At 36.0% G+C, this 25,799-nt stretch carries 19 protein-coding genes and 1 tRNA gene; 2 read left to right on the forward strand and 18 right to left on the reverse strand.

The genetic code is table 11. The annotated features are described in order from the left end of the window. Position 1: 1 nt before the first annotated feature. The 11 genes from GUB10_RS11355 to GUB10_RS11405 all read right to left on the reverse strand — a co-directional run bounded on the left by GUB10_RS11355 (position 2) and on the right by GUB10_RS11405 (position 13,113). Positions 2–802, reverse strand: a complete 801-nt coding sequence (locus GUB10_RS11355; protein WP_193711574.1) for a polysaccharide biosynthesis/export family protein — start codon at positions 800–802, stop codon at positions 2–4. Between the two features lie 102 nt (positions 803–904). Further along, a complete protein-coding gene (locus tag GUB10_RS11360) occupies positions 905–2,056 on the reverse strand; it encodes an MraY family glycosyltransferase (RefSeq protein ID WP_193711575.1) in 1,152 nt (383 codons plus the stop codon). A gap of 373 nt (positions 2,057–2,429) precedes the next feature. Continuing rightward, positions 2,430–3,611 (reverse strand): glycosyltransferase family 4 protein, encoded by a 1,182-nt coding sequence (locus GUB10_RS11365; RefSeq protein WP_193711576.1) that lies wholly within the window; start codon positions 3,609–3,611, stop codon positions 2,430–2,432. Positions 3,612–3,636: 25 nt separating this feature from the next. After that, on the reverse strand, positions 3,637–4,209 hold the full coding sequence (locus tag GUB10_RS11370; RefSeq protein ID WP_193711577.1) for an acyltransferase: 573 nt from the start codon (positions 4,207–4,209) through the stop codon (positions 3,637–3,639). Further along, positions 4,206–5,381, reverse strand: a complete 1,176-nt coding sequence (locus tag GUB10_RS11375; RefSeq protein WP_193711578.1) for a glycosyltransferase family 4 protein — start codon at positions 5,379–5,381, stop codon at positions 4,206–4,208. Before GUB10_RS11375 ends, GUB10_RS11370 begins: the two co-directional genes overlap by 4 nt. Beyond that, entirely contained in the window at positions 5,378–6,460 is a 1,083-nt protein-coding gene (locus tag GUB10_RS11380) for a glycosyltransferase (RefSeq protein ID WP_193711579.1), read from the reverse strand. The genes GUB10_RS11375 and GUB10_RS11380 overlap by 4 nt, the downstream gene beginning before the upstream one ends. After that, positions 6,457–7,719, reverse strand: a complete 1,263-nt coding sequence (locus tag GUB10_RS11385; RefSeq protein WP_193711580.1) for a hypothetical protein — start codon at positions 7,717–7,719, stop codon at positions 6,457–6,459. Before GUB10_RS11385 ends, GUB10_RS11380 begins: the two co-directional genes overlap by 4 nt. A gap of 37 nt (positions 7,720–7,756) precedes the next feature. Continuing rightward, positions 7,757–9,226 carry an asparagine synthase-related protein gene (locus tag GUB10_RS11390; protein WP_193711581.1) on the reverse strand — a complete coding sequence of 490 codons (1,470 nt, stop codon included), beginning with the start codon at positions 9,224–9,226 and terminating at the stop codon, positions 7,757–7,759. After that, positions 9,219–10,472: an oligosaccharide flippase family protein gene (locus GUB10_RS11395; protein WP_193711582.1), complete on the reverse strand. Its 1,254-nt coding sequence runs from the start codon at positions 10,470–10,472 to the stop codon at positions 9,219–9,221. The genes GUB10_RS11390 and GUB10_RS11395 overlap by 8 nt, the downstream gene beginning before the upstream one ends. Positions 10,473–10,489: 17 nt before the next feature. After that, positions 10,490–11,476: an SDR family oxidoreductase gene (locus GUB10_RS11400; protein ID WP_193711583.1), complete on the reverse strand. Its 987-nt coding sequence runs from the start codon at positions 11,474–11,476 to the stop codon at positions 10,490–10,492. 260 nt (positions 11,477–11,736) lie between these two features. Next, entirely contained in the window at positions 11,737–13,113 is a 1,377-nt protein-coding gene (locus tag GUB10_RS11405) for a nucleotide sugar dehydrogenase (protein ID WP_193711584.1), read from the reverse strand. An 886-nt stretch (positions 13,114–13,999) separates the two neighbouring features. Between GUB10_RS11405 and GUB10_RS11410 the strand changes: the two genes are divergently transcribed. Then, positions 14,000–15,211 carry a proline dehydrogenase family protein gene (locus GUB10_RS11410; protein ID WP_193711585.1) on the forward strand — a complete coding sequence of 404 codons (1,212 nt, stop codon included), beginning with the start codon at positions 14,000–14,002 and terminating at the stop codon, positions 15,209–15,211. A gap of 414 nt (positions 15,212–15,625) precedes the next feature. On the opposite strand, the gene GUB10_RS11415 is transcribed toward GUB10_RS11410, so the two are convergent. From GUB10_RS11415 to GUB10_RS11425, 3 genes are all read right to left on the reverse strand, one after another. Continuing rightward, entirely contained in the window at positions 15,626–17,071 is a 1,446-nt protein-coding gene (locus tag GUB10_RS11415) for a sulfatase (RefSeq protein WP_193711586.1), read from the reverse strand. A gap of 287 nt (positions 17,072–17,358) precedes the next feature. Next, positions 17,359–17,432, reverse strand: a tRNA-Arg gene (locus GUB10_RS11420). A gap of 88 nt (positions 17,433–17,520) precedes the next feature. Next, positions 17,521–17,973 (reverse strand): GatB/YqeY domain-containing protein, encoded by a 453-nt coding sequence (locus GUB10_RS11425; protein WP_193711587.1) that lies wholly within the window; start codon positions 17,971–17,973, stop codon positions 17,521–17,523. A gap of 109 nt (positions 17,974–18,082) precedes the next feature. Between GUB10_RS11425 and GUB10_RS11430 the strand changes: the two genes are divergently transcribed. Continuing rightward, positions 18,083–18,982, forward strand: a complete 900-nt coding sequence (locus tag GUB10_RS11430; RefSeq protein ID WP_193711588.1) for an alpha/beta hydrolase — start codon at positions 18,083–18,085, stop codon at positions 18,980–18,982. A 304-nt stretch (positions 18,983–19,286) separates the two neighbouring features. Here the strand turns inward: GUB10_RS11430 and bglX are convergent, their stop codons facing one another. From bglX to GUB10_RS11450, 4 genes are read right to left on the reverse strand one after another with little or no spacing between them, the layout of a single operon-like run. Continuing rightward, complete coding sequence (gene bglX / locus GUB10_RS11435) at positions 19,287–21,560, reverse strand: beta-glucosidase BglX (protein ID WP_193711589.1); 2,274 nt, start codon at positions 21,558–21,560, stop codon at positions 19,287–19,289. A gap of 33 nt (positions 21,561–21,593) precedes the next feature. Then, entirely contained in the window at positions 21,594–23,408 is a 1,815-nt protein-coding gene (locus tag GUB10_RS11440; RefSeq protein ID WP_193711590.1) for a family 43 glycosylhydrolase, read from the reverse strand. A gap of 14 nt (positions 23,409–23,422) precedes the next feature. Next, a complete protein-coding gene (locus GUB10_RS11445; protein ID WP_193711591.1) occupies positions 23,423–24,223 on the reverse strand; it encodes a prolyl oligopeptidase family serine peptidase in 801 nt (266 codons plus the stop codon). Positions 24,224–24,278: 55 nt separating this feature from the next. After that, positions 24,279–25,649 (reverse strand): glucoamylase family protein, encoded by a 1,371-nt coding sequence (locus GUB10_RS11450; protein WP_193711592.1) that lies wholly within the window; start codon positions 25,647–25,649, stop codon positions 24,279–24,281. Positions 25,650–25,799 lie beyond the last annotated feature (150 nt).

Below are 25,799 nucleotides of genomic sequence, written 5' to 3' on the forward strand. Positions count from 1 at the left end.
CTTATCTTGTTAAAAGTACGGCTACTGAAACTAAAACTGAAGCTATAGAAATATACACACCCGCATTCCGGTTATAACTAGCGCTTTGACGTTGTGGGCCGTTGGGCTCTACATACACCACATCGTTTTGCTGTAAATAATAATAAGGTGAATTAATAACATTAGCATCACCTAGATCTAGATAGGCATGGGTAGTGACTCCATTTATTTCCCGCATTACTAAAACATTATCCCTTTTTCCGTAAATGCTTAAGTCGCCTGCCATCCCCAGGGCTTGTGGTAAAGTGAAATAAGCATCCTGAATATCAAAGGTTCCTGGGCGATTGACTTCACCCAACACACTAATTTGAAAATTAACCAGCCTTACATTTACAATAGGGTCCTGAACATATCTTCTAATTTTTTCTTTAAGTTTTGCAGCCAATTCCTGTTGGCTATGGCCTTCGGCAACTATATTACCTAATACAGGAAAATCTATCTTGCCATTATCTTCTACCAGGTAGGTTTGCAATTGTTGCCTTCCAGTAACGCTCATACCCATATCTGAACCTCCTTGAGACACTCCAATTACCGGAAGGTTAAAGGGTAGAGCTGCAGTTTGTTCGGCTGCCGAAACACTTATAGTAAGTAAATCGTTGGGCTTAATCTTTAGGCTATTTTCTTTTTGTTCATCCATTACTGCTTCAGCCTTCTCCAGTCCTTGAAAGTAAACTATTTCCTCTCGCGAAACACAGGAGCTGGTAAGGCTTAGTATGAATAAAACTATAGCAGGAAACTTAAAAAATTTGGGGAATCTTATCATTATTTAAAATTATATTGAAAGTTACTTTTGTTTAAAAACTTAATAAGGTCTTGATTTCTAACTGTGCCTAAGTAAAAAGGCATAATCTCTTTTCTTTATTTTCTACTCTTCCTTTGGTACTTCCGGTTCGGCCTTTTTAATAATTCTTTGTTGCGCCTTCTTTTTTAGACCCGCAAAAACGATAGCAACAATCAAAAAGACACCAAGCATTGCCAGGCTCATTCCAGTACTTTTTAATCCCCGACTTAACTCTAAATAAAAAATAATAACCGAAAGGTTTAGCCCTCCAAGTACAAAACTGGCTTTTTTGTGGCTTAGTCCATTATCCAATAATACGTGGTGCATATGGTTACGATCGGCCTCAAAGGGGGTTTTTCCATTTTTTAAACGAATAATAATTACGCGCAGGGTATCAAAAATGGGCAAAAACAAAACAGCACAGGCAAACAGCAGTCTATTCTCTGGAAGAAGACCTCCATCTACTACAGCCTCATAAGGTTGCATTGTTAAGATTTTAAGGCTTAAGAAAGCAATCATAAAGCCTATAATAAGACTACCACCATCTCCCATAAAGATTTTCTTTACGCCAGGCGAAAAATTAAATCTTAGAAAAGCGCCTAAAATACCGGCTATACATAGACTTATCAACACAAAATAGGGATGGCCAGTTGCATAAAAAACCCAGGAGTATGTAAGGGATATTACAATTCCGGCTATCCCGGCCAATCCATCTATTCCATCAATAAGGTTATAAGCATTAATTAAAGCAACTACTATTAACAGCTTTAGAGCGTACCCCAGTATTTCCGGAATCTCAAATATTCCTAAAAATCCATGTAAATTTGTTAGCTGTAATTCTGGTGAGAAAATAATGAACCCGGCGGCAAATAGCTGACTAATAAACTTGAGTTTTGCAGAAGAAATTACGAGATCATCTTTTAAACCAGCCATAAAAAGAAAGGTAAGACCAACAAGAAGATGATTCCCTGTAGGCGAAGTTCTTAAGGCCTGCAGTATACTTATAATTAGCACAAGGACAAGGAAGAAGGAAACTCCACCAAAAGGAGGAATAGCCTGGGTGTGGGAACTCCGCTCATTAATTTCCTTCATTAATACTTTTTCGCGACTTACCCATAGTACTTTTGGTATAAAGTACCAGGTTAATACAAAGGCTAATAAAAAGACGCCGATAGCAAAAAATAGATAATACCTCTGAAATAGCTCCAGAAGCACATTTTGTTCTAAAATATTCATAATAAGTAGGTTGGGTTTGGTAACTTTGATCTAGTAAGAGACCTGAAATTGTATTATGTCGCAACAATGTTTGGGGTAATTATTAGACTAATACAATTTTACTTGAGAATCTTACATATTTTAAATCTTAATACTGCTGGGATTCATACTCAACAATATTGTTTTTTATAAGGTCTAATAAATATTAAAAATAAATTTTCAGAAAGAATACTGGACTCTTCTTTCCTAAAGTATTTAAAATTGAAGTTTTTTTAAATCAAAAAATTAGTAAAGCCGTTCTTTAAAAAATAAGATTGAAAAGTTTAATTATAGCTTATTTTATAAAGTAGAAAACAAGTTATCTAAAATATTAAAGTAAATTATTGTTAGAATTCTATCTATTTGCTCTAAAAGCATAATTTTCTTTATCTAACATACCATCATAGATATTAAGGAGATGTTTCCAAATCATTTTGGAATCAAAACTATTATATACCCATTCCTTTCCTTGTGTACCTAATCTATTTCTTAAATTTGGGTTCAGAATCAATTCTTCTAACTTTTTTGCGAATACTTGTGCATTTATTTCTGAGACCAATATTCCAGAAACCTCATTTTTAATACTTTCCCTACAGCCAATAACATCAAAACCAATGACGGGCAACCCCATTGCTGAAGCTTCTATGGCTACATTGCCAAATCCTTCTCTATGACTTGGAAAGGCAAAAATATTTGAGGCTGCATAATAGCCTTCTATATCTTTTTCCCAACCGGCTTCTATTATTCTAGGGTTTTCTTTAATAATCTTTATGACTTCCGGGCTTAGTGGGTCAAAATAATCATACTTTCCTTGAATTAGTAGGTATACATTTGGATGCTTTTGGCACAATTCATTAAAAGCATCTACTAACTCATTAATGCCCTTATCTTTTCGTATTCTTCCAGAATATAGAATGAGTAAATCATCTTTCCCTATATTGTATTTTGCCCTAATTTGATTTCCTTTTTCTAAAGTATTTTTATCCCTGGAGAATTTACATAAGTCTACCCCATTACTGGATCCAGATCCTATAGTGAAAATTTTGTCTTCTTCACAAATACCCTTTTTAATAATATCTTTTCTCAATTCGTGTGAGATACAGAATACTTTTTTAGCATTATTGCAAACAAATTTTTCAATAAACTCATAAAACTTCTTTTTAAAACCTGTAGCGTCCTCATAGGCTCTACCTCTTAAAGTATAAATAATATTATTTTGTAAGGAGATTTTAGCTGCTAACGTACCAACTAAAGACGCTTTTGGAGTTGAAACACTTATAATATCAAATCTATTAAAAATAAAAAAATAACTTAGTTGAAGTACACTAAATAGATCATTAAAAATAGAGGGGGGTCGTTTTAAGTGAATCACTTTAGTTTTAACACCATCCTTTTGCAACCAATTATGTTCTTCTCCGGAAGGAGCTACACCTGTAACTTCATAACCATTTTTCATTAAATATTTAAATTGATCTTTGTAAAGACTATTTAAATTCATAGCAGAACCTATTACTATGCATATTTTATTTTTCCTCATATTCCTAAAACTTAAGCTAGCTTAATTATTTGATTGATTTTTCGAATTCCGCCCTGGAGGAGAACGATGGTTTTGTATCTACATTATCCTTAATGATCCTCGCAGGAACACCGCCTAGTATTTTAAAATCGGGCGTACTTTTGGTAACCGATGCATTCGCAGCAATTAAATTACCCTTACCAACTTCAACACCACATTTAACTGAAACATGAGAAGCCAACCAGGACCCCTTTCCAATTAAAACAGGGTTTGCTATACTCCCACCAAAACGCACCGAATTATTATCAAAAACATGTTGTGTAGTACTAATAACAACGTAAGGAGCGAAAATAACCTCATCTTCAATTGTTAATCCAGCCATTGCATTTAACCAACAGCCCTTAGCTATATAAACATGATCACCAATTACTAAACCTTGTGGATTATTTATTATAACACCTTTAGCAATTGTAAAGTTCTTACCACATTTCTTTATAAAAAAACTTGCCAAAAAACCTCTAAATCTAATAGTAAGCCTATTATCTGGGAGCCAACTTGTTATTAAAAAAACAAACCACAAAGGAAGCACATACCTCAATTGATTTTTTAACTCTCTCATAAAGTATTTCTTAATGATTTTAGTAATTTATTACGCCTGGCTTGAAGTATAGAATTTTCAAAACCTTTTGCAGTATTAATATTTCTTAGACTTATTTTTTCCAGCTTCTCGGCCGAAGAGCCACTTATGATCCCGTTTAATTTATCCGCTATTTGCTTATATGCTCCAACAGAAAACAGATATTCGCTCTCTAATAATTCCGAAATCCCACCTCTATCTGAACCTAAACAAATTAACCCCCTTGCCATAGCTTCTATAAGTGCCCTGGGCATTCCCTCATTAAAAGAAGGGAGAACAAAAAAATGAGCCTTATCCAATAAGTTCACTATATTATTAAAACCGGTAACCTGCCCATGGAAAGACACTTTTGAAGAAAGCTGTAGGTCTTGAACTAACTGTTCACAAGAAGCTCTTGTTGGGCCATCCCCTATAAAATCCAGTTTAGCCTGCGGGTATTGTTCTAAAAGAATTTTAAAAGATTGGATTAAGTCCTTCTGATTTTTTAAGGGTATAAAAGAACCGATATGAATGATTTTAATTGATTTTTCAAAATCAAATATTTTTCGATCCTGTAAAATATATTGGTCATCTAATCGAATGCTTGAAATAGATTCTGTGCTTTTACCCTGCTGTATTGGATATTTTTTCTGTAAATGAGCTATACTTACATAGCTTCCAGATTCTGCACCATATACAATCTCTCTCTTTCTGTTTTTTAGGATGTGTCCAAAAACCTTACTGGGTATTCTTTTTACTACAGAATCTTCTGAAGAAACCATAGCGTCTTCAGGATCACCAATAGATTCAAATATAAAAGGTAATCGCTTTAATCTATTTAAACGAAATATTTCCCAGGCTGCCATTGATGGTAATCTAAAGCAGAAGCAATCTGTATTAAAAATAGATGATGACTTTTTCTTGATATAGCGCTGAACATTTAAAAACCATTTAATACCATGCTCATTTGGTAAAGCAATAAAATTAATTTTAGGTCCACTAGATTTAACTAGTTTACAATCTAGATCATTTATCTCTTGCACTCTACACACCACTTCAACTTCATCGAAAACATCTAAATAGTTCTTAAAAAAATTATAGTCAAAAACATAATCATCATATATCTGGTTTTGATGATTAAAAAACCGATGATCTGTAACAATTGTAATTTTCATAATTTCAAATAAAATTTATCAAACCATTTTTTTGCAGAAAAATGACTGATTGCCCAATCTGCTAATATTAATTTGTTAGGTTTATCTTCCTTAATTTCCAATAATCTATCTACGGCCAGGTCAATCTCTAAAGGTGACACAAGACAATGGTGTAACTCTTTTGGCACTGTTTCTTTTATAGGATCGATATCGGAAGCTAAAAAGGGAAGCCCAGCCACCATCGCTTCTATTAAAGCATTAGGTTGACCTTCATTAATTGAAGGGAAATAAAAGCAATCTAAAGTATTTAACACCTTTACCACATCCTTTCTATATCCCAGCAACTTTATTTGCCCCTCTAAACCTTCGGCCTCTACTTTAGCTTTTAATTCCGTATCTACTCCATTACCACAAAGCAGAAATAAAATATTGGAATGTTTCTTACAAAGTGCTATGGCTACCTCAATAATGGTTCTATGATTTTTAGCTTCATTGTAACGCCCCACGTGACCAACAACAAAAGCTTCTTTGTCAATTTTCAGCTCGTTACGTAAGTTTTCATCACTGTCTAAAAACCGAGAGGCATTTATCCCATTGTAGATCACTTCAAATTTAGGGTCGTCTTTCCATATACCATTATGGAAAAAGTTCATAGCGGCTTTAGAATTTGCCAACACAGAAGTAGCTACGATAGGTAACTGCTTATTAATGGCCTTGTTGTAGACCATTTTAATAGGAGTTTCTTTAAATCTATTGTTAGACCCCCTATGGAAAGCAAGCCTATTTTTTATCCCAGCTAATTTTGCTAAATAAAGTGGAATTGCAGCAAAATTACCGGTAAAGTCACATACCGAATCAAATTCGCCCTTCTTTAAGATTTGATATAACTCATAAAATTTTGCAGCATTAAAATAACCGATTTCTATCGGAATAATATTCACACCGAGATTTTCAAAATCCTTTTTCAATATACCTATGTAACCTCCCTTACAGACTACAGTAGCATCAATCTTATTTTCATAAAATGTAAGGAAACGAAGTAGGTAGTTTTCTAAACCACCTGAATTGAGCCCTGTTACCAGGAAAGCAACTTTTTTCATCGGTACTGCTTTTTTAAGAATAAAATCATATAAAACACTATGATTATAGCAAAACTTGCGGGTTGTAAAACAAATAATAAGACTGCAATCACTATGGACAGTAGTTTGAAAATTGCATTTCTACTTTTTGATTCAAAATGTAAAATGATTATAATAATGAGTGGAGCTATAAGAAAGCCAAAGCTTCCTAAATTAGATATTGCTTCCGCAATTATGTTAGTTGTAAAACCCCAACCATACAAGTGATAAGATCCAAAATCGCCAAAAACAGCATTAGTAAAATAAACAGCATAAGGATATGGTTTTTCTTCCCAATAACTTCTAGGCACAAATTGTAAAACATTAAAAATGTAAGAATCAAATTGGTTGGGCAATATATTTCTCTCAATAATTAGGTCATTATATATTGAAAACTTAACACTATAATCCCTACTATAATCCATTCGTAATCGCTTGTATGTCTCGCTAAAATCATTGGAGATATTTTTACCATAAAAGGAGTTAAAGCCTATAAAAAAGAAAACAAACAGAACTAAACGTTTTAAAATTCTTTTTCCATTATATAGCTTGGTAATGAAAAACATGATAAATAGTGCAGCGAAGAAAATAGCCACAATACTTCTTTTCCCATGGATCCATATAGCACTAAATGTAAAAAAGTACAAAAGTACACGTAAAGGTAAATTGGAACCTGTAAGCTTTTCTTTCTCCTTTAAGCCCAAAACCGAAATCACTAATGCTGAAAAAAGTACACCTAAAAAACAAAATTTAGTAACCAAAATATGGAGTGGTGGCGCTTCCATATCCGACTTAAAAATAGAGTAGGTTAAATAATAAGAAGGATTACCTGAGATGAAAACCGCTAAAAGCGGGCTAACAATTATCAGCCATATTATTAGTTTATATTTATTGTAAATCCTTATCAAGGAAAATCCAGATAAGAAATAATTGTCTTCTCCAAAACTACGTTTATACCTTGCTAAAAAGGTAAAAACCAAAACAAAAGCCCCTATATAGAAATTGTAAATTACTTGGGTTGAACTATCCTGTAAAGCTTGTTTGATATACCAGTAACTATCAAATTGTAAATTAAATAACCAATCGGTAAACAATGGAATAACATAAAATAAATATATTATTGGTAGTACTATTAAATATCCAGAAAGATGATTTTTTCTTATAAGCTGGAATACTGAAAGTACACTATAGAAAAAAGAAATTCCCAGGAATAATTTGGATAGACTAATTACTAAATCCATATAAATAAAAGGAGCCTAACTAAAGCTATACCAGAAGTTAGAGGTTAAATTTTCTTTTATAGTACTTAGCATTATACTCAATTACACCATTAGAGTAGTTCTTTAAACTTGCTTTAAATGGTTTAACGCTATAATTCGATTTTACTTTATTAGTCTTTATAAATTGAGCGAGACTGGCAATCCAAATAAGTTTTTCTTCGTAGGTATGACTTCCCTTTATAGGTTTTTTGAAACACAACTTCACTAATTTGGAAAGCAACTTCATATCAAATATTCCCAGTTGAGAAATCTCATTTGAAAGAATTTGATCTTTCAAAGATGGTAAAAGTTCTTTTCTAAATAATTCTCCGTAGTTATGATGACTTTTAGAAAGGCCATCTGGTTCTCCTTCCTTATCGGGATAAACTAATCCAGTTCTAGCCCAGGGAATCTTCAATAATTTAGGCTCATATTTCTCTAAAATCCTCTTATAAATTAAGTCATCTCTTAAATGAGGGTTTAAAGACCAGATAAAACCGAAAACCCTGGGAGCCGTAAACATTTGGTATAAAGGAATTTCTCTATCTATTAAAGACATACAAGAATTTAACATGCGTCGCATATAGTGTAGCTGATAATCTTGCTCTGTTTGTTGATACGGCCTATCTTGAGGAAACAGGCTATGATAGTTTTGAATATCTGCTATATTGTTTTCTTTTACAAAGTTTTTAAAATCACTTCTAAGCAAACCAAAAAAGTTCTTAGTGTCTTCAGTATATTTTCCCAAAGCATTAACCTTCACTCCTGAATACTCTCCTCTTCCAATACTATCACCAAAACTACCTGCTAAAATACAATCGAGATGTTTAAAATTGGGCACTTTCTCCATAGCATGTAAGTGAAGTGGAGAGAACTCACACCCCATACTTGCCGTTATAGCGATGTTATTATTCAATTGTACAGTATCTACCGTCAAATGTTCCCATTTCCAGCCAAACATCTGTGTTATCTCAGAAGCATACACAACATCTCTACTGCCCGGCATCCCCCAGGTAATACCAGTAACTTCAACATCTTTATCTATAATATTACTATCTATAAGACTCTTAAGCACACAAGCCACAATCCTACTGTCCATCCCTCCGGTTAGCAGAATTCCTATATTTTTCCCATCGTGCAAATAGTTTTCCATTTCCTCTTTGAGTAGACCAAAAAAGGTGTCCACAATTTCTTCCCTAGAGAACTCTTTTTCAAAATGATTTGGAACACTATAATAAGACCAGGATTTAAAATCTTCCTTTGGCCTTGCCATCCAGGGAGACTTTCTAACTCCCTCAATTATAGTTCGGTCACCCAAAATATAACCGTTACTTAGAACCTGAGCTATAGCTGTAAAATCTATATACTTCTCTTCCCCTATATTATTAATTACCTTACCAAAATCTTCAAATAACTTAATATTCTGGTCTTCCCATATGTAGTAAGGGTTATGAAAACCAAGATGATTATAATATTTAAAATTAATCATGTTCATAGATTTTTTTCATTTTAAAATACTTAAACCACATACCACCTCCCATAATCAATCTCGAAAAGCTTAAGTTTATAGCTGCTCCAATAATTCCAAAGAAGCTAATTAGCGGAAATACCAAAACAAGTCCAATTAAGGATGCTCTAATCGTATTCTTCATTACCAATTTATCGTTACGCTTTACTATAAAATAATTCAACCCAAAAATATCATAAAGAGAAAAGCCTATGATTCCTACAACTAGAATAATAAGTATCAAAAGTGCATCAGGATAGTCTATATTTAAATACCAAAATAAATAAGGGTGAATCAATAATATTCCTATACTTAATATAGAAGTGAATATTAATATTAGTTTCCTATAGTTTTCAAAAACATTTTTTTTCCTATTGATAAGAGGAAAAAAGACTCTCGATAATATATTTATTACTTTAACAGCTAAATCTATTATCCTTTTTATCGCGTCGTAAATACCAACCAGGTTAGTAGTAGTTAAAATCCCCAATAAAAAAGTTGTAGTATTGTTGTAAAGCGTAGGTACAAACTGATTCACAAATACTGGAATATTCTCCTGTATGGTATTCCTAATTTGTCTTTTTTTTAAAAAGACAAACTTTAATTTATATTTTCTCAATAAAATTATTTGTCCTACCAAACCAGCACCAACAAAACCGGCACTTTGTAAAAATGGATATATCCAATAATCTTCCTTTTGCTTTAGAAAGATAAAAACACATACCGTAAAGAAGACTTTTATACCAATGTTTAGGAATGTGATATACTTCATTTTTTCAATACCCTGAAAAAACCATTCAGGAAATAATGCATATCCCAAAAGAAGAGGCATCGATAAAAAGAACACAAGCATCTCTTCCCTGAAGGGAGGATAAACCAACACAATAACCGTAATAAGAATATAAGATAGAAGTAAGAATATTGCTTTTATGGTTATTACCTTACTATAAATTAGGTTTATTTTTTTTTGATTGTGTTTAAATATAGCTACATCTCTAGTCGCAGTTATTTTAAAACTAAAATCTGTTACAGATTGGAAATAAGCAATTAAAGATGCGGCTAAAACAATAATTCCATAATTAGAAAAGCCAACTACTCTTAAAACATAAGGAAGCGTTATTAAGGGCAAAATTAGACCAACAACTTGTAAAGCAGAAAGAGAAAAGAAATTTTCAATCAACGTCCTATTATCTTTATTCTTCAATAAAGATTTTAACTTATTCTTCAATTAAACGATCTTATAAATTACAAATTCTCCCAATACCAGTCCACAGCTTCTTTAATTCCTGCTTCAATTTTAAACTGCGGTTCGTAGCCCAATTTTTCTTTTGCTTTTTCGAGAGAGGCCAAAGAATGCGGGATATCGCCGGCGCGGTTAGGACCGTGTTTAATTTCTATATCAGCTATTTTTTCATCATATTTTGCCAGGTGCGTTTTAAGCATTTCAGTAAGCTCCAGTAAATTAGTACGATCCCCTACCGCCGTGTTATACACCTGATTTACCGCCTCTCTATTTTCAGTAGTCAATGCTAAAATATTCATATGCAAAACATTATCGATATACGTAAAATCGCGTGAATAGGTGCCATCGCCATTAATCACAGGGCTTTCGTGTTTCATTAATTGAATAACGAATTTTGGGATTACCGCCGCATAGGCACCGTTGGGATCCTGCTTGCGGCCAAAGACATTAAAATAGCGTAAGCCAATAGTGTTTAAGCCATAGGCATCATTAAAAATATCGGCATAAAGTTCATTTACATATTTAGTAATAGCATAGGGAGATAAAGGCTTTCCTATAATATGTTCTACCTTGGGCAGATTTTCAGAATCGCCATAAGTTGAAGAACTTGCAGCATATACAAAACGCTTTACTTCTGCATCGCGAGCGGCCACAAGCATATTTAAAAAACCATTAATATTTACTTCGTTACTGGTAATTGGATCGTTAATAGAACGCGGCACCGAACCCAAAGCAGCCTCATGTAAAACATAATCCTGATCCTTGCACGCTTTGTTACAGGTTTCCAAATCACGAATATCTCCTTCAATTAATGTAAAATCTTCGTGAGCCATAATTGCATCAAGATTATACTTATGCCCTGTTGCAAAGTTGTCGAGACAGGTTACCTTAGCTTTTCTATTTAAGAGCTCTTCACATAAATTGGAGCCAATGAACCCGGCTCCACCTGTGACCAGTATTTTTTTGTTTGTTAAATTAGTGTAATTCATATATAATTTTGTGTTCTCGGTATTGTTCTCGACACAAAGCATAATGTATCAGCATTTTATGCTTTTATTCGAACTGATACCAATCGTTTTTTGTTATCGCTTAAAATCATGAATGCTACCTTCCAGTGCTTTCTGGCTGCGTAATCCTGAAAATAATACTCAAAACTTAATTATTTTAAGTTTCACTGAAACTGACGAAATTTGCCTTACCAAATTCGTCAGTTCCAGCGTCCCAAATTTTCATCAGGGTTACACCCAGATTAAAGCTTCCCGTCTACTTCTTTTAAAACGCCCTTTACATCATAAACAATAGCAGCGTTATTTTTTAAAGGATCTAGGTCTAAACTTAAAAACTCCTGGTGAGCTACTGTCAAGACCACCGCATCATATTTAGCATTGGGTAACTCACGGGTGGTTTCCAAATTATACTCATGTTTTACTTCCTCGGGATTTGCAAGGGGGTCGTAAATAGTAAGTTTGGTGCCATAAGATTGCAGTTCTTCAACCACATCTACCACTCTGGTATTCCGCACATCGGGACAATTCTCTTTAAAAGTGATTCCCAATACCAGGATGTTGGCACCTTTTATCTTAAGCTCATTTTTCAACATTAACTTCACTACTTCTGAAGCCACATGTTTCCCCATAGAATCGTTCATTCTTCTTCCCGCAAGAATAATCTCTGGATGATAACCTATTTCCTGTGCTTTTTGCGCCAGGTAATAAGGGTCTACCCCTATACAATGCCCTCCAACCAAACCGGGTTTAAAAGGAAGAAAGTTCCATTTGGTAGCAGCAGCTTCCAACACATGATTGGTATCTATATCCATCATATTGAAAATTTTCGCCAACTCATTTACAAAAGCAATATTAATATCTCTCTGGGAGTTCTCTATAACCTTAGCGGCTTCGGCCACTTTTATTGTTGGCGCCAAATGGGTACCGGCAGTAATCACTTCTTTATAAAGTGCATCTACCTGCTCTCCTGTTTTAGGGGTTGAGCCTGCGGTAACTTTTAAAATCTTTTCTACAGTATGCTCTTTATCTCCGGGGTTTATTCTTTCGGGAGAATATCCCACAAAAAAATCTTCATTGAATTTAAGTCCGCTGTGCTTTTCCAGTACCGGCACACATTCATCCTCTGTTACACCAGGATAAACCGTAGATTCATATATTACTATATCTCCCTTCTTTAAAACCTTAGCTACAGTTTCGCTAGATTTATATAAAGGCGTAAGATCTGGTCGGTTATTTTTATCTATTGGGGTTGGTACAGTAATAACGTAATGATTGCAATCTGCAATTTCTTCCAGGCCGTAGGTAACATATAAGCCTTTAGCAGCTTGAATGGTATTAGATTCCAAATCCTGCTCAGGATAAGGATTACCCGAACTCGATGCCGTTTCCGAGACTTTTCCGTTTAATTGTTCAACAACAATAGGATTTGATTTAAGTAGAACGCTTTGCAGAATTTCATCTTCTACTTCCAGTGTACTATCATGCCCCTGGCGCAATTCTTCTATCCGGGCTTTATTGATATCAAACCCGATTACCGGAAATTTTGTAGCAAACAATCTTGCCAATGGAAGGCCTACATAGCCCAGGCCAATTACAGCAATTTTAGTGTCTTTTTTCATTTTTTGAGAATTGGTTTATCATTTTTTTTATTTTTAGACAAAAGCATAGCTGTAAACACTTTTTTAAGTGTTTAGTTTTAATAAATAATATTTAAGGATTTTTCTCCGCTGAAACGCGGTTGCGAATTATACCATAAACATTTTTAGTGCTCTTGCAATTGTAGGATTTTGCAAAAGTTGTGATTAATTAATCCCGCTTAAGAACGGGCCGTAGGTTAATTTGTTTGTCCGTAGTCTTTAGACTATAGACGGTAGATTTGATTTCAAACGGTTTACAGTTATTAGGTGCTCGGCTTTAGTATGGATATACATAGCCGATAACTGCAAGCTGAACATGGCTTCGCCACAGTGAGTCACATTTTGACTCTCACTAATTCTGAATTCAACTTTAAATCTGTTTGTAATATCTTAGAACGACAACAATCAGAAATAATTATAAAAACAGCAATAAATATTTGCTTTCCGTTTAGATTGCCAAAGATAAAGAAGTAAAAAAATCTCAAACAAGCTTTACTTGTTAATTTTTGTAGGAATTTATAGAGCATTCATTATCAAACGATAACAGTTTCATAACACTAAAATATATAGTAAGAGATCTTATTTTTAGTAATAAGTCAAACTCGATCAATAATGTAAAAAATCACCAATTTTTTATCAAATTAATAATATTCATATTCAAAAAATTTCATATGCCTAAAATACCCCCAATTATATATTTTTTATAAAATCAACATTGCTAAAAACCTTAACATACTCAAGAAGGCTATTAACTATTTTTATACTCCATTTCAAACTAATATTACTGCTTTTCGCAACAAAGCTTCAGGTGGGTTAAAGTTTACCTAAAGCACTTTCATCAATCTCTATTAAAAGGTAGTTTTAAGCTATGATTGAGAAAAAAATTTTTAACGATACCGCTACAGCATTTAAATTAAAATCTGATTTAGAACTTAACAGAGCCTTGTTACTATTTAATGTAATGGGAGTTCCTTCCCTCATTAAACCGGGAATTTTTCTAACCAAATTCTCCCTAAAAGCAAAGCTCCCTATACAGCCCCTTATAAAAAATACTATTTTCGATCAGTTTTGTGCAGGTACCAGTAAAGAAGACTGCAAACCGGTTATTAAAGAAATGCATCAGGTAAACCTCTCCAGTATTCTTGATTATTCTGTAGAAGGAAAGAAAACTGAAAAAGAATTTGATTCAGCATTTCGCATAAAAAAAGACCTTATACAGTTTGCCAGGGAAGAAACTGAAATTCCTTTTGCAATTTTTAAACCCACCGCACTGGGTAGTTTTGAAATATGGCACAAGCTGAGTTCGCATATTAATCTTAACGATAGCGAAAAGGAAGAATGGAAAAAAACAAAAGCCCGCGTAGAAAATCTATGTAAAGAAGCCTATAATCACGGTGTTAGATTATATGCCGATGCCGAAGAAAGTTGGATGCAGGATGCAGCCGATGACCTTATGGAAGAAATGATGGAGAAATACAATACTGAAAAGGCTTTAATTTTTAATACTTTTCAGTGTTATCGTTGGGATCGTTTAGACTATTTAAAAGAGCTGCATTCCAGAGCAAAAGAAAAAGGCTTTAAAATAGGTGCTAAAATAGTTCGCGGCGCTTATATGGAAAAAGAGAATAAACGAGCCAAAAAATACGGCAAGAAATCCCCTATTTGCGAAAATAAAAAAGCAACCGATCTTCATTTTAACAATGTGTTGGCCTATTGCCTTGATAATATTGAGGATATCGCGGTTTTTATAGGAACCCATAATGAAGTGAGTAATTATTTAGCCCTACAAATTATGGAAGACCAGGGTATTGCTAAAGACGATCCCAGGGTTTGGTTTAGTCAGTTATACGGAATGAGCGATCAAATTAGTTATAATCTTGCCAACAAAGATTATAATACTGCCAAATTAGTTCCCTTTGGGCCGGTTAAAGATGTAGTTCCTTATCTTTTAAGGCGGGCTGAAGAAAATTCTTCTGTTGAAGGACAAACCAACAGAGAGCTTAATCTACTTCGCAGGGAAAAGAAAAGAAGGAAAATGGCCTCGGAAGCAAGTAAAAACGACGTTAGGAGACAGGCTTAGGCTGAATTTGGCTGTTTTTAAGTAATCTTTTAGCGTTAGGCTGTAGGTTTGGAATTGAGTGATTTAGTGAATTTGGGATTGGTTAATTGGTTAAATAGTTAATATGTTAACTCCGGATTCGTTGGTTCGTTATTCGGATAAGGAAAGATTTGCCTAATGGTCTATGTATTAAATAGAAACTTGCAGAAATCACGGACGGCATACTAAGTTACCGCATACAAACACTGCCAACTACCTACTAAACTACTCCTCATTGAAACTGCCTCTGCACACTAAATTACTGCGTACTGAACAAGAAACCCTTCCGCCACCTTTACAATGTGCCACCTTCCCTTAGAAAAGGAAGGTGCTGCTGAATTTTGGTAACCAAAATCCATAAAACTGCAAACTGTTTACTGAATACTGCCTACTAAATTACTGCCTACTAGAATAGTCTATCCCCAAATCGTTGTCACGAACTTTCCTTAGTTTAGAATTAAGCGCCTCCTTCATTTTTAGAACAACATCGGAATACAAAGGATTATAAGCTAAATTATTAAACTGTTGCGGATCAATTTCCATATCGTATAACTCCATGCCCGATCCGGCATCTTCATCATATTGAATATAGGCCCATTTTTTATTCCTAATTAAAAATGACTTCCCACCCTGGGTTACCGAGAATATCATATCCCGAACTTCAAAATCTGGATCATCTAAAGTTTTTCCAATATCCATTCCCTGCAGGTCTTTAGAGGCCTTAAGTCCTACCAGGTTGGCCACAGTTGGATATAAGTCCAGTAGCTCTACAAACGAATGACTCACTGCCGGTTTTTTCCCGGGAACTTTTATTATTAACGGTACCCGAACCGATTCTTCGTGTAAGCTTACCTTCATCCAAAAGCGATGTTCATTTAAGTGAAACCCATGATCTGAAGTAAAAATAACAATAGTATTATCTTCCAAACCTTCATCTTCCAAAGTTTGTAGTACCTTACCCACCTGAGCATCCATAAAAGAAACAGAGGCATAATAGCCTGCTATAGCTTTTTTCTCCTGTGCTTCCGTCATTTTTGCATTTACGCTGGTTACATAATTAATTCCGCGTTGCGGAATATCATCCCAATCATTTTCTACCTGGGGAGGCAATATCATTTCCTGGTAGGGATAAGGCTCAAAATATTTTTCAGGAGCTACAAACGGTACATGCGGACGAACAAAACCAACTGCCAAAAAGAAAGGTTCATCTTTATGCTTTTTAATTAAGTTGATTGCTGTTTTTGCCGTTTTCCCATCAGATTGAATAGTATCATGCCCTTCTGCTTTTACTATAGTCATAACATTACCACCCTGGCGTGGCTTATGTCCATATGGATTATTCTGTACCAGTTCTGCCTCTCCTTCCGATTTCCATTCGGCTGCCTGGCTGTTAAAACGTTCTGTCCAGGAAGCAACATCATCTTCGCCATGAGCACCTGTTTCTATATCTATAGGAACACCCATATGATAAATCTTACTCACCCTGGCCGAATAATAACCATTATCTTTAAATAGTTGAGGCCAGGATTTTCTGTGGGGCCCCATATTTTCTCTTCCACTCACATATCCATAAGTGGTACTTGCAGTTGGATAATACCCAAACATCATAGATGCCCTGGATGGTCCACAAACCGGATATTGCGAATAAGCACGAGTATACTTCACCCCTTCTGATGCAAGCTTATCTATATTAGGAGTTTCCGGTACCGGATTCCCATAAGCTGAAACCGCAGTTGTGGTTAGATCATCTGCAATAATGAAAAGAACATTATATTTCTTTGATTCTTGCGCCTGAATTGTGGTTAAACCTATAAAAAAAGAAAAAAGTATTATTCTAATCATTGTTGATGTCTTTATATTGAATCATTTCCTATTAATGGGTTTTCGCCGTGATTTTCTGCTATTAACATAAATAAAATCTCTATTATAATATTTCCTCTAAAATAGAATAACGAACATTAAACAGATACTGATATTATAATTTTTGTCTTAAAAAAATTAAAGTCTAAGCAAAAAATAGCAAATTTAATTACTAAATCTAAGACTAATCTTCAGCTTAAAAGATATAAATATCTTCGGCTTTTGAACAATAAAAAAGCCTACATTCCCATGTAGGCTTTTTACTTTTGTGACCCCGGCAGGATTCAAACCTGCAACCCTCAGAGCCGAAATCTGATGCGCTATTCAGTTGCGCCACGGGGCCGTTTTTCAGTTTGCAGTTTGCAGTTTGCAGTTTGCAGTTTGCAGTTTGCGAAACTAAAAAATATTTCTTTTCAAATTTATTTTGAAAATTACTTACTCAATTTCTTCTTAACAATGGTAGAAATAGTCTTGCCATCGGCTCTACCCGCCAATTCAGCACTTGCCATTCCCATCACTTTTCCCATATCCTGCATTCCGCTGGCTCCGGTTTTAGCAATTACTTCATCTACTTTTGCTTCAATTTCAGCTTCACTTAACTGTTCAGGTAAAAAAGACGCAATTACGGCAGCTTGCTTTTCTTCAGGTTCAGCCAGGTCTGGCCTGTTTTGTTCCCTGTAAATCGCAGCACTATCCTTACGTTGTTTTACCAGTTTTTGTAAAAGCTTTAATTCTTCATCTTCAGTTAAACCATCTTTTGCAGAACTTTCGGTATTTGCCAGTAGAATAGCACCTTTTACCGAACGTAAAGCCTCTAGCTTTTCGCTGTCTTTAGCCTTCATAGCGGCCTTCATCTCTGCCATTACTTTATCCTGTAAACTCATAGTTTAAAAATCTTATTTCTGCAGCGAAGATAAAATATTAAAATTAAAATACACACTTATTGTCCTTTGAAAATTAAGTATCTTCAAACCATTAAACATAGCTTTTATTATGAAAAACCTATTTATTAGCGCGCTTCTTCTTCTAAGCTTTTCTGTTTCAGCACAGGAGCGATTTATAAACGATTCTTTTGAATTAAAAACCAAAGAAACCAGAACTTATGCTATTAAAAACAGTGAGGAATTAAAACTAGATATCTACCAACCAGAAAAGGATACCATGCAGCAAAGGCCTGTGATTATTTTTATGCACGGTGGTGGATTCTCAGGCGGCAGCCGAACCAATCCCGCCGAAGTAAAATTTGCTGAAAATGCAGCTAAAAAAGGCTATGTTGCTGTACAAATTTCCTACAGGCTTACCCGAAAAGGACAATCTTTTGGCTGCGATTATAAAGCTTCCGGAAAGATTGAAACATTTAAACTGGCTGCTGAAGACTTTATGGATGCAGTAGATTTTATGATAAAAAACAAGCAGGAATTCAACATAGATACTTCAAAGGTAATTGTTGGAGGAAGTAGCGCCGGGGCCGAAGCGGTATTGAATGCAGTCTATAACGATCGTTTAATGTTTGAAGATGCTACAAAACATAGGAAAATAAATTTTGCCGGGGTTTTCTCCCTGGCCGGTGCCGTTGTAGATGCACGATATATTACCGGGCAAAATGCTGTGCCCGGAGTATTCTTTCACGGCACCAAAGACAACCTTGTGCCCTATGCTTCCGCCCCACACCATTGGTGTGACCCGGCCCAACCAGGCTATATTATGCTAGACGGCTCTAAAACAATTACCGAAAAACTGGCAAAATTAAACACTTCCTATATGCTGTATAGCTTTAATGGCGGAAAACACGAACACGCAGGAATGCCATTTGATTATCTACCTGAGGTTTTCAACTTTTTTAAATCGGTGTTTTTAAATGGGGAAAGCAAACAAGTTGAAGTCTATAAGTAAATAAACTCGTAGCAGGCCCGGGAGTATTAAATCTCGATTATCGAGTAAGATGAGTTTTGCAGTGAAAAACAACGCAGTATATTAGTAAACTACCTCGGGGCAAGCCCACGAGGCATTCGTTGAAAACAAATTTTTAATTTCGAGGCAAGCCTCGGGGTATTACAGCCTTTGGCGGTGCCAATTAAAAATCCCGCCGAAGCGGGATTTGAAATCCGGGAGCAGTAGGGCACCTCCCGGAAACTTGCATTAATAAACTACCTTGAGGTATTACAGCCTTTGGCAGTACCAATAAAAAACAAAAACTTTACTCCTCTACAGTAAAAGTTCCGGTGAATTCGTGGTCTGAACTTCCGGCTACGAAAAATTCGAATTCGCCGGGTTCTACTACAAATTCCAGGTTTGCGTTATAGAACTTAAGGTCTTCCGCAGTAATTTTAAAACTTACTTCTTGAGATTGGCCTTTCTTTAGGCGTATCTTCTTAAATGCTTTTAATTCTTTTTTAGGTGGTGTGATGCTTCTCACTTTATCGTGAATATACAGCTGCACCACTTCTTCCCCATCAAAATTACCGGTATTTGTCACCGTAGTGGTAACTGTAATACTTTCGTTTGCACTCATTTTATCTGAACTTAGCTTAGATTCACCATATTCAAAATCTGTATAGGAAAGTCCGTGACCAAAGGCTAACTCGGGCGTATTTTCCACATCTAAATAATTAGATTTGAACTTCTGAAATTCAGATGGTGATGCCGCAGGTCTTCCCGTAGTTTTCATTCGATAGTAAATAGGAATTTGACCTACATTTCTCGGCCAGGTAGCGGTTAATTTCCCCGAAGGATTATAATCTCCAAAAAGCACATCGGCTATGGCATTTCCAGCTTCCACACCCGGATGCCATACCTGAAGAATATTTACCGGCAATTTCATTTCCTCTGAAATCACTAATGGCCTGCCACTCATTAAAACCAACACAACAGGTTTACCGGTTTTTACAAGTTCTCTTATCAACTCTTTCTGACTATCGGGAATATTTAAGTTAGTACGGCTGGCAGCCTCCCCACTCATTTCACTGGCTTCCCCAACAACAGCTACAATTACATCGGCATCTTTAGAAACCTCTAAAGCCTCTTCCAGCATAGCCTCTGGAGATTCCTCTGAAATTTCAATACGTGGGCCAAAGACATTTACTTTTTTAGCAAAAGCCGTATCATTGCTAATATTAGCTCCTTTTGCATAAGTAATTTTAGCATTTGGCGCTACATTCTTTAAGCCCTCCAGAATTGGAACTGAAAGTTGCGGGTTCCCGGTTGGTGCCCAGGTTCCAAGCATATTATTTTTGTTATTGGCCAATGGCCCAACCAATGCAATTTTCGCATCTTTGGCTAAAGGCAAAATGTTTTCGTGCTTTTTCAATAATACAAAAGAACGTCTTGCTGCTTTTCTGGCTACCGCTCTGTTTTCTTCAGAAAGAATATCTTTTTCGGGCCTGCTTTCATCTGAATATAAATAAGGATCGTCTAAAAGACCCAATTTATGTTTTGCTTCCAGGATTCTGCGAGCGGCTTTAGTAATTTGTTCTTCGGAAACTTTTCCTTCCTCCACAGATTTTTTAAGGGTGGTTAAAAAACCTTCTCCCACCATGTCCATATCCAACCCGGCGTTTATAGCTAAAGCTGAAACATCTTGTAGATCACCCATTCCGTGGGCAATCATTTCATTTACCGAAGTATAATCTGAAACTATAAAACCTTCAAATCCCCAACGCTCACGAAACAAATCTGTAAGCAACCATTTATTTCCCGAAGCAGGAACCCCGTGAATATCATTAAAGGAAGTCATTGCACTGGCAACACCGGCATCTACCGCCGCTTTGTATGGCGGCAAATACTCATTAAACATTTTGATCTTGCTCATATCTACCGAGTTATAATCCCTGCCGGCTTCAGAAGCTCCGTAAAGTGCCAAATGTTTTACCGTAGAAAGCATGGTATGTGGTGCAGTAAAATCGTCTCCCTGGTAACCTTCTACCATGGCTTTAGCTACCTGAGATCCTAAATAAGGATCTTCACCTGCACCTTCTGCGATACGCCCCCATCTTGGGTCGCGAGCTATATCTACCATTGGAGAAAAATTCCAGTTAATTCCATCGGCGGTAGCTTCTTTTGCCGCAATTTGTGCCGTCTCTTTAATAAGTTCCATATCCCAACTAGAGGAAAGTCCTAGTGGAATTGGGAAAGTAGTTTTATACCCATGAATAACATCAGATCCTATTAGCAAAGGAATACCCAAACGCGAGTTTTCCACGGCCAATTGCTGTGCCTGCCTTACTTTTTCGGGGCTGGAAACACCAAAAACACCTCCAACATTTCCCGCTTTAATTTTAGTTTCTACATCTTCACTCACCACCGATCCGGTAGCTACACCACCTCCGGGAGTAACCAGGTTTAACTGACCTATTTTCTCCTCCAGTGTCATTTTTGTTAATAGTTCCTCAACCTCAGGTATTCTTTCCTGGGCATTTAGAAACGAGAGCCCCATAAGCATTACAAGACTCATTGATAGATAAACTCTCCTCATTTTTTCCTTTTCTTTTAAATTATTTTTTTTTGATTATTTCACTTTTACTACTTCAGAGCTTTTAGAAATCCCATTTTCATTAAAGGCTTCAATACTGAAATAATATTCTGTATCCCGATCCAGGCTACGCATAAAATGTTCGCTCTTCTCGTACACTAACCAGGAATGGTATAATTTGTTTGGTGCAATTCCCCAGCGAATATTGTAGCCCTGAGCTCCCTTTACCTCATCCCATTTCAAAGAGATATCCCTCCTGTCTTCCTGGCGGATAATTTCGAAGTTTTTCACCTTCGCCGGCTTTTTACCAAAACCTTTTCCAAAGACCCTAATTTCAGATAAAGCCAGGTTATTCCCGGGAACTTCAATATTTTTATAGCGCACATATTTCGCTTTCACAGCCTTATTAAGTGGAATATAGGCATTGGGTGTATCTTTAAAGCTTTCGCTTCTGTCTACAATAGTTTTCCAGTTTTTACCATCTTCTGAAACTTCCAGGGTAAACCTATGCCGTAAACCCTCGGTTCGGGTATAAATTCCGGATTCCTGATCGTGAAAATTTAATTGAAAAGCATAAATTTTTCCCGGAGAGAGCATTTCTATCTCTACCCATTGCTGATTGTTATTTGCTTCGGCGACCCAGAAAGATTTAGGGCTTTCATCGGTTAATACTTTCGAGATTATCTTTCCCTTACTATTCTTTTCCAATGGCATTTCTTTAATATCAAAATCGCCATCGGTAGCGGTACTTTTACTTATCTGCATTTGCGAAGAAGACACTGTGGCTTTCCCTCTATAAGAAAGCAGCATCCAACCATTATGCTGTCCCGCTTTGGTAGGATGTTTGGGCCCGTGAAGTGGATAATCCCCATAAGCGGTAATGGTGTACATTAAGCCTTCCTTATCAAAATAAGTTGGGAACATAGCCAACCTTCTTTCCCAGTGAGAATTAGAAGCAAGGGCCATAGTTGCAAAATGCCAATATTGACCGTTTTTTTGTTTCATAGTAATCCCGTGGCCGGCCCCATTGGTGAACCCGCCGGGTTTAAAGCTCATGGGATTGTTCTTCATATAAGTGAATGGCCCAAGTGGTGAATCGCTAACATAGGCAGCATCGGCATATACGTTAAACTGTGTACCGGGTGCGGCATATTGCAAATAGTATTTACCATTGTGTTTGGTCATGGAAGCTCCTTCCATATAGCCTTCTTTTAAAGTGGGGTGATAATTGTTTTCTCCAAAGCGTTCCCAGCCGTGCTCTTCTTCTACAAGATTAATAAGCTCTTTTTCAACACCAGTTTCAATAAACCGATTGTCTTTATCCAGCATCTTTACTTTTAAAGGATGCACATTGGAGGAACCCCAATATAAATAGGCCTTCCCGTCATCATCAATAAACAATTCGGAATCCTGGATATTTGTTGAAATAGATGCAGTAGGTGTCCATTCTCCTTTTTTAGGGTCATCGGTATACAGAATACTCCCATAACCGGCCGGATCTCCTGCAAAATAAACCAATGAATCTTTATAATTAAAAGCAGTTGGCGCATTAGAGCCTTCAAAGAACCATTGTTTTGGCTTTATAAATTCCCAATTTATTAGATCTTTAGAATGCCAATAACCGAATGACCGGGTAACAAACATATAATACTCCCCCCTGTATTCAATAACTGCAGGATCTGCCCCAGAGCGATAAGAAATATCCCTATGGGAATTGTAAACCATATAGGTATAGTCTATATCTAAAGGATTGATATAGGTTTCCGGGATTACTTCTTCTGTTTCCTGTGCAGAAGCAACACTCGTAAACAACAAAATCACTGCAGTAAATAAGTAATTAAGTTTTTTCATTTTCTCCCTCATTATTATTGGTTCGACTTATCGAATGAAAACAACCAGGGTAATAAATTAGGCTCTGCAAATGCTGAGTCCCAACTATTGTGATTATCATTTGGGTATAGCGAAAGTTTGGCATTACCACCGTAATGATTAATAGATCGAGCCATGGCTTCAGAATATTCCGGAAGAACTACCTTATCTTTTTTTCCGTGGAAAAGCCAAATATTAAATCCTTCGGGATATTCCTTAGCAATTTCAGGATTGGCACCACCACAAATAGCAAAAGCAGCGGCAAACATTTCAGGTTTTTTATAAATTATTTCAAAAGTTCCCATTCCTCCCATGGAAAGTCCGCCAACGTAAATTCGGTTTTTATCCACATAATTTTCAGCAGTTATTTTATCCATCAGTTCCATAACTAACTGTAATGATGTTGTAGCGGGCTTTTTATTCATATAACCAAATTGAAAAGGAATGGTATCACGGTTCACTTCTACCTTTGCCCAGTAATCTTCTTTTGGTGACTGCGGAAAAATAACTATTGCAGGAAATTCTTCCTGATTGTTTAGAAACAACTCACTACCGTGCATTAATTGTGAGTGATTATCACTACCTCTCTCCCCTGCCCCATGAAGAAACAAAACCACAGGATATTCTTTTTCTTCAGAAAAATTCTTCGGAAAAAGAATACGGTATTTCAGGGTATCAGAATCTTTAATAAAGTGCTCCTTTTTAAAAGCTTCTTTTTCCTGTGCTCCTACTGAAGACGGTACAATTAGTAAAGCAACCAGAAAAACTACTAAAACATGTACAAACCTATTTTTCATATTTATTATTATTTATATTAATCTTACAAAATTTAAGTTTTTGTAAGATTTAGTGTTAGTAAGAGAACCCAAGTTTATCCAGTCCTTCCTGTATTTCGGGGGCTCCCATAAACAAGTTCCAAATAAGTCCTGATCTATAATTCTCTATCATTACCACCATAGGACCCTGGTCTATAGCCAGGTATCTTTGGGCTACCCAGTTTTCATCTTCTAAACTATAGGCATCATAAAATCCGGCCGGTCCCCAAAGCAAGTCGTTTTGATCTTCAAAAAAGTAACGCATGGCTTTTAGGGAAAGCTCTGGAGTATAAGCAATAGAGCTAATGGCGGCAGTTGGAGAAACCACTCCACGATCATTATCGGGTGAATGGGCCGTGTAACCTATTCCATTATCTTCGTTTCTGGTATAACTGGCAGTTAAGCCCCAGGAGTTTTCGTTATAAGTTTCAAAACCCTTAGGGTTCTCCTGAGCGTATTCATAATTAATTTTGGTATGGTTTACATTTAAATCCCAATAATTAGCATATTTATCTTTCAGGCCTTTGGGATTTAAGCCCAAATAAGAATAATGTGCCCAAAAGAGCGGTCCTGCTTTATCTCCACTAGTATTATGTTTTAAAACCAGGGGAATTCCGTATGCTTCTTTATCGCTAACTATGTTTCCGCTACGCGCCCAGCCTTCGTGATATGCTTTAGCATCAATGGCATGATCTGGAGACGAAGCAGCCATCACATAAGTAATTAAACATTCGTTATAACCTTCTATCATAAAATCCATTTCCCACTGATATTCTGGAGACCAGTGCCAGTATAGTCCATTTTTATTATTGGTATACCATTCCCACTCTATACTCTTCCAGAGCGCATCATATTTTTCGGCAACTGCTTTTTCCTTTTCATTTCCATTTTTCAGGTATTCACGAACAACAATAAAGCCCTGGGCCAAAAATGAAGTTTCAACAAGATCTCCCCCATTATCTTTCTCACTAAAAGCCTGGGTTTCGCCTGTTTTTCCGTTTAACCAATGTGCCCAAACCCCATGAAATCTTGGGGCATTGTCTAAAAAATCGGCAATTTTATCGAGGCGGGCTACAGCAGAGTCTCGCGGAATCCATTCCCGTTCCATCCCCGAAACTATAGCCATAAGTCCGAAGCCGGAACCTCCTGTAGTTACTACATGGGCATCGTTTTTCGGATATTCCCCATCGGGGTGATAACGTTCCCGGGCCATACCGGAATTTGGCTCGGCATAGTCCCAAAAATATTTTAAGGTTTGCCTTTGAACCGTATCCAGTAATTCTTCTTTTGAAAGGGATAGAGTTTTATTTTTGTTTAAGTCCTTTTCTTCTTTTTTTGATTCATTTTTACAGCTTAATAGCAAAAAACCAATAAGAAAAATACTTAAAACTGATTTATAGTTAGTCATTTTGTATAATTTTTAATTTTCGGAATTAATAATTAAACCCCAGTTTGTTTAAACCGGTTTGTATTTGTTTTGAAAATATAATTCTCAAAATATAACTGCTACTAAGTTGTTGTAGCTACTTCAAAAATTGCATACAAAGCCCTTTACCAA

Source organism: Salegentibacter sp. BLCTC (genome assembly GCF_015143665.1).
In the GTDB taxonomy this organism is placed as follows: Bacteria; Bacteroidota; Bacteroidia; order Flavobacteriales; family Flavobacteriaceae; genus Salegentibacter; species Salegentibacter maritimus.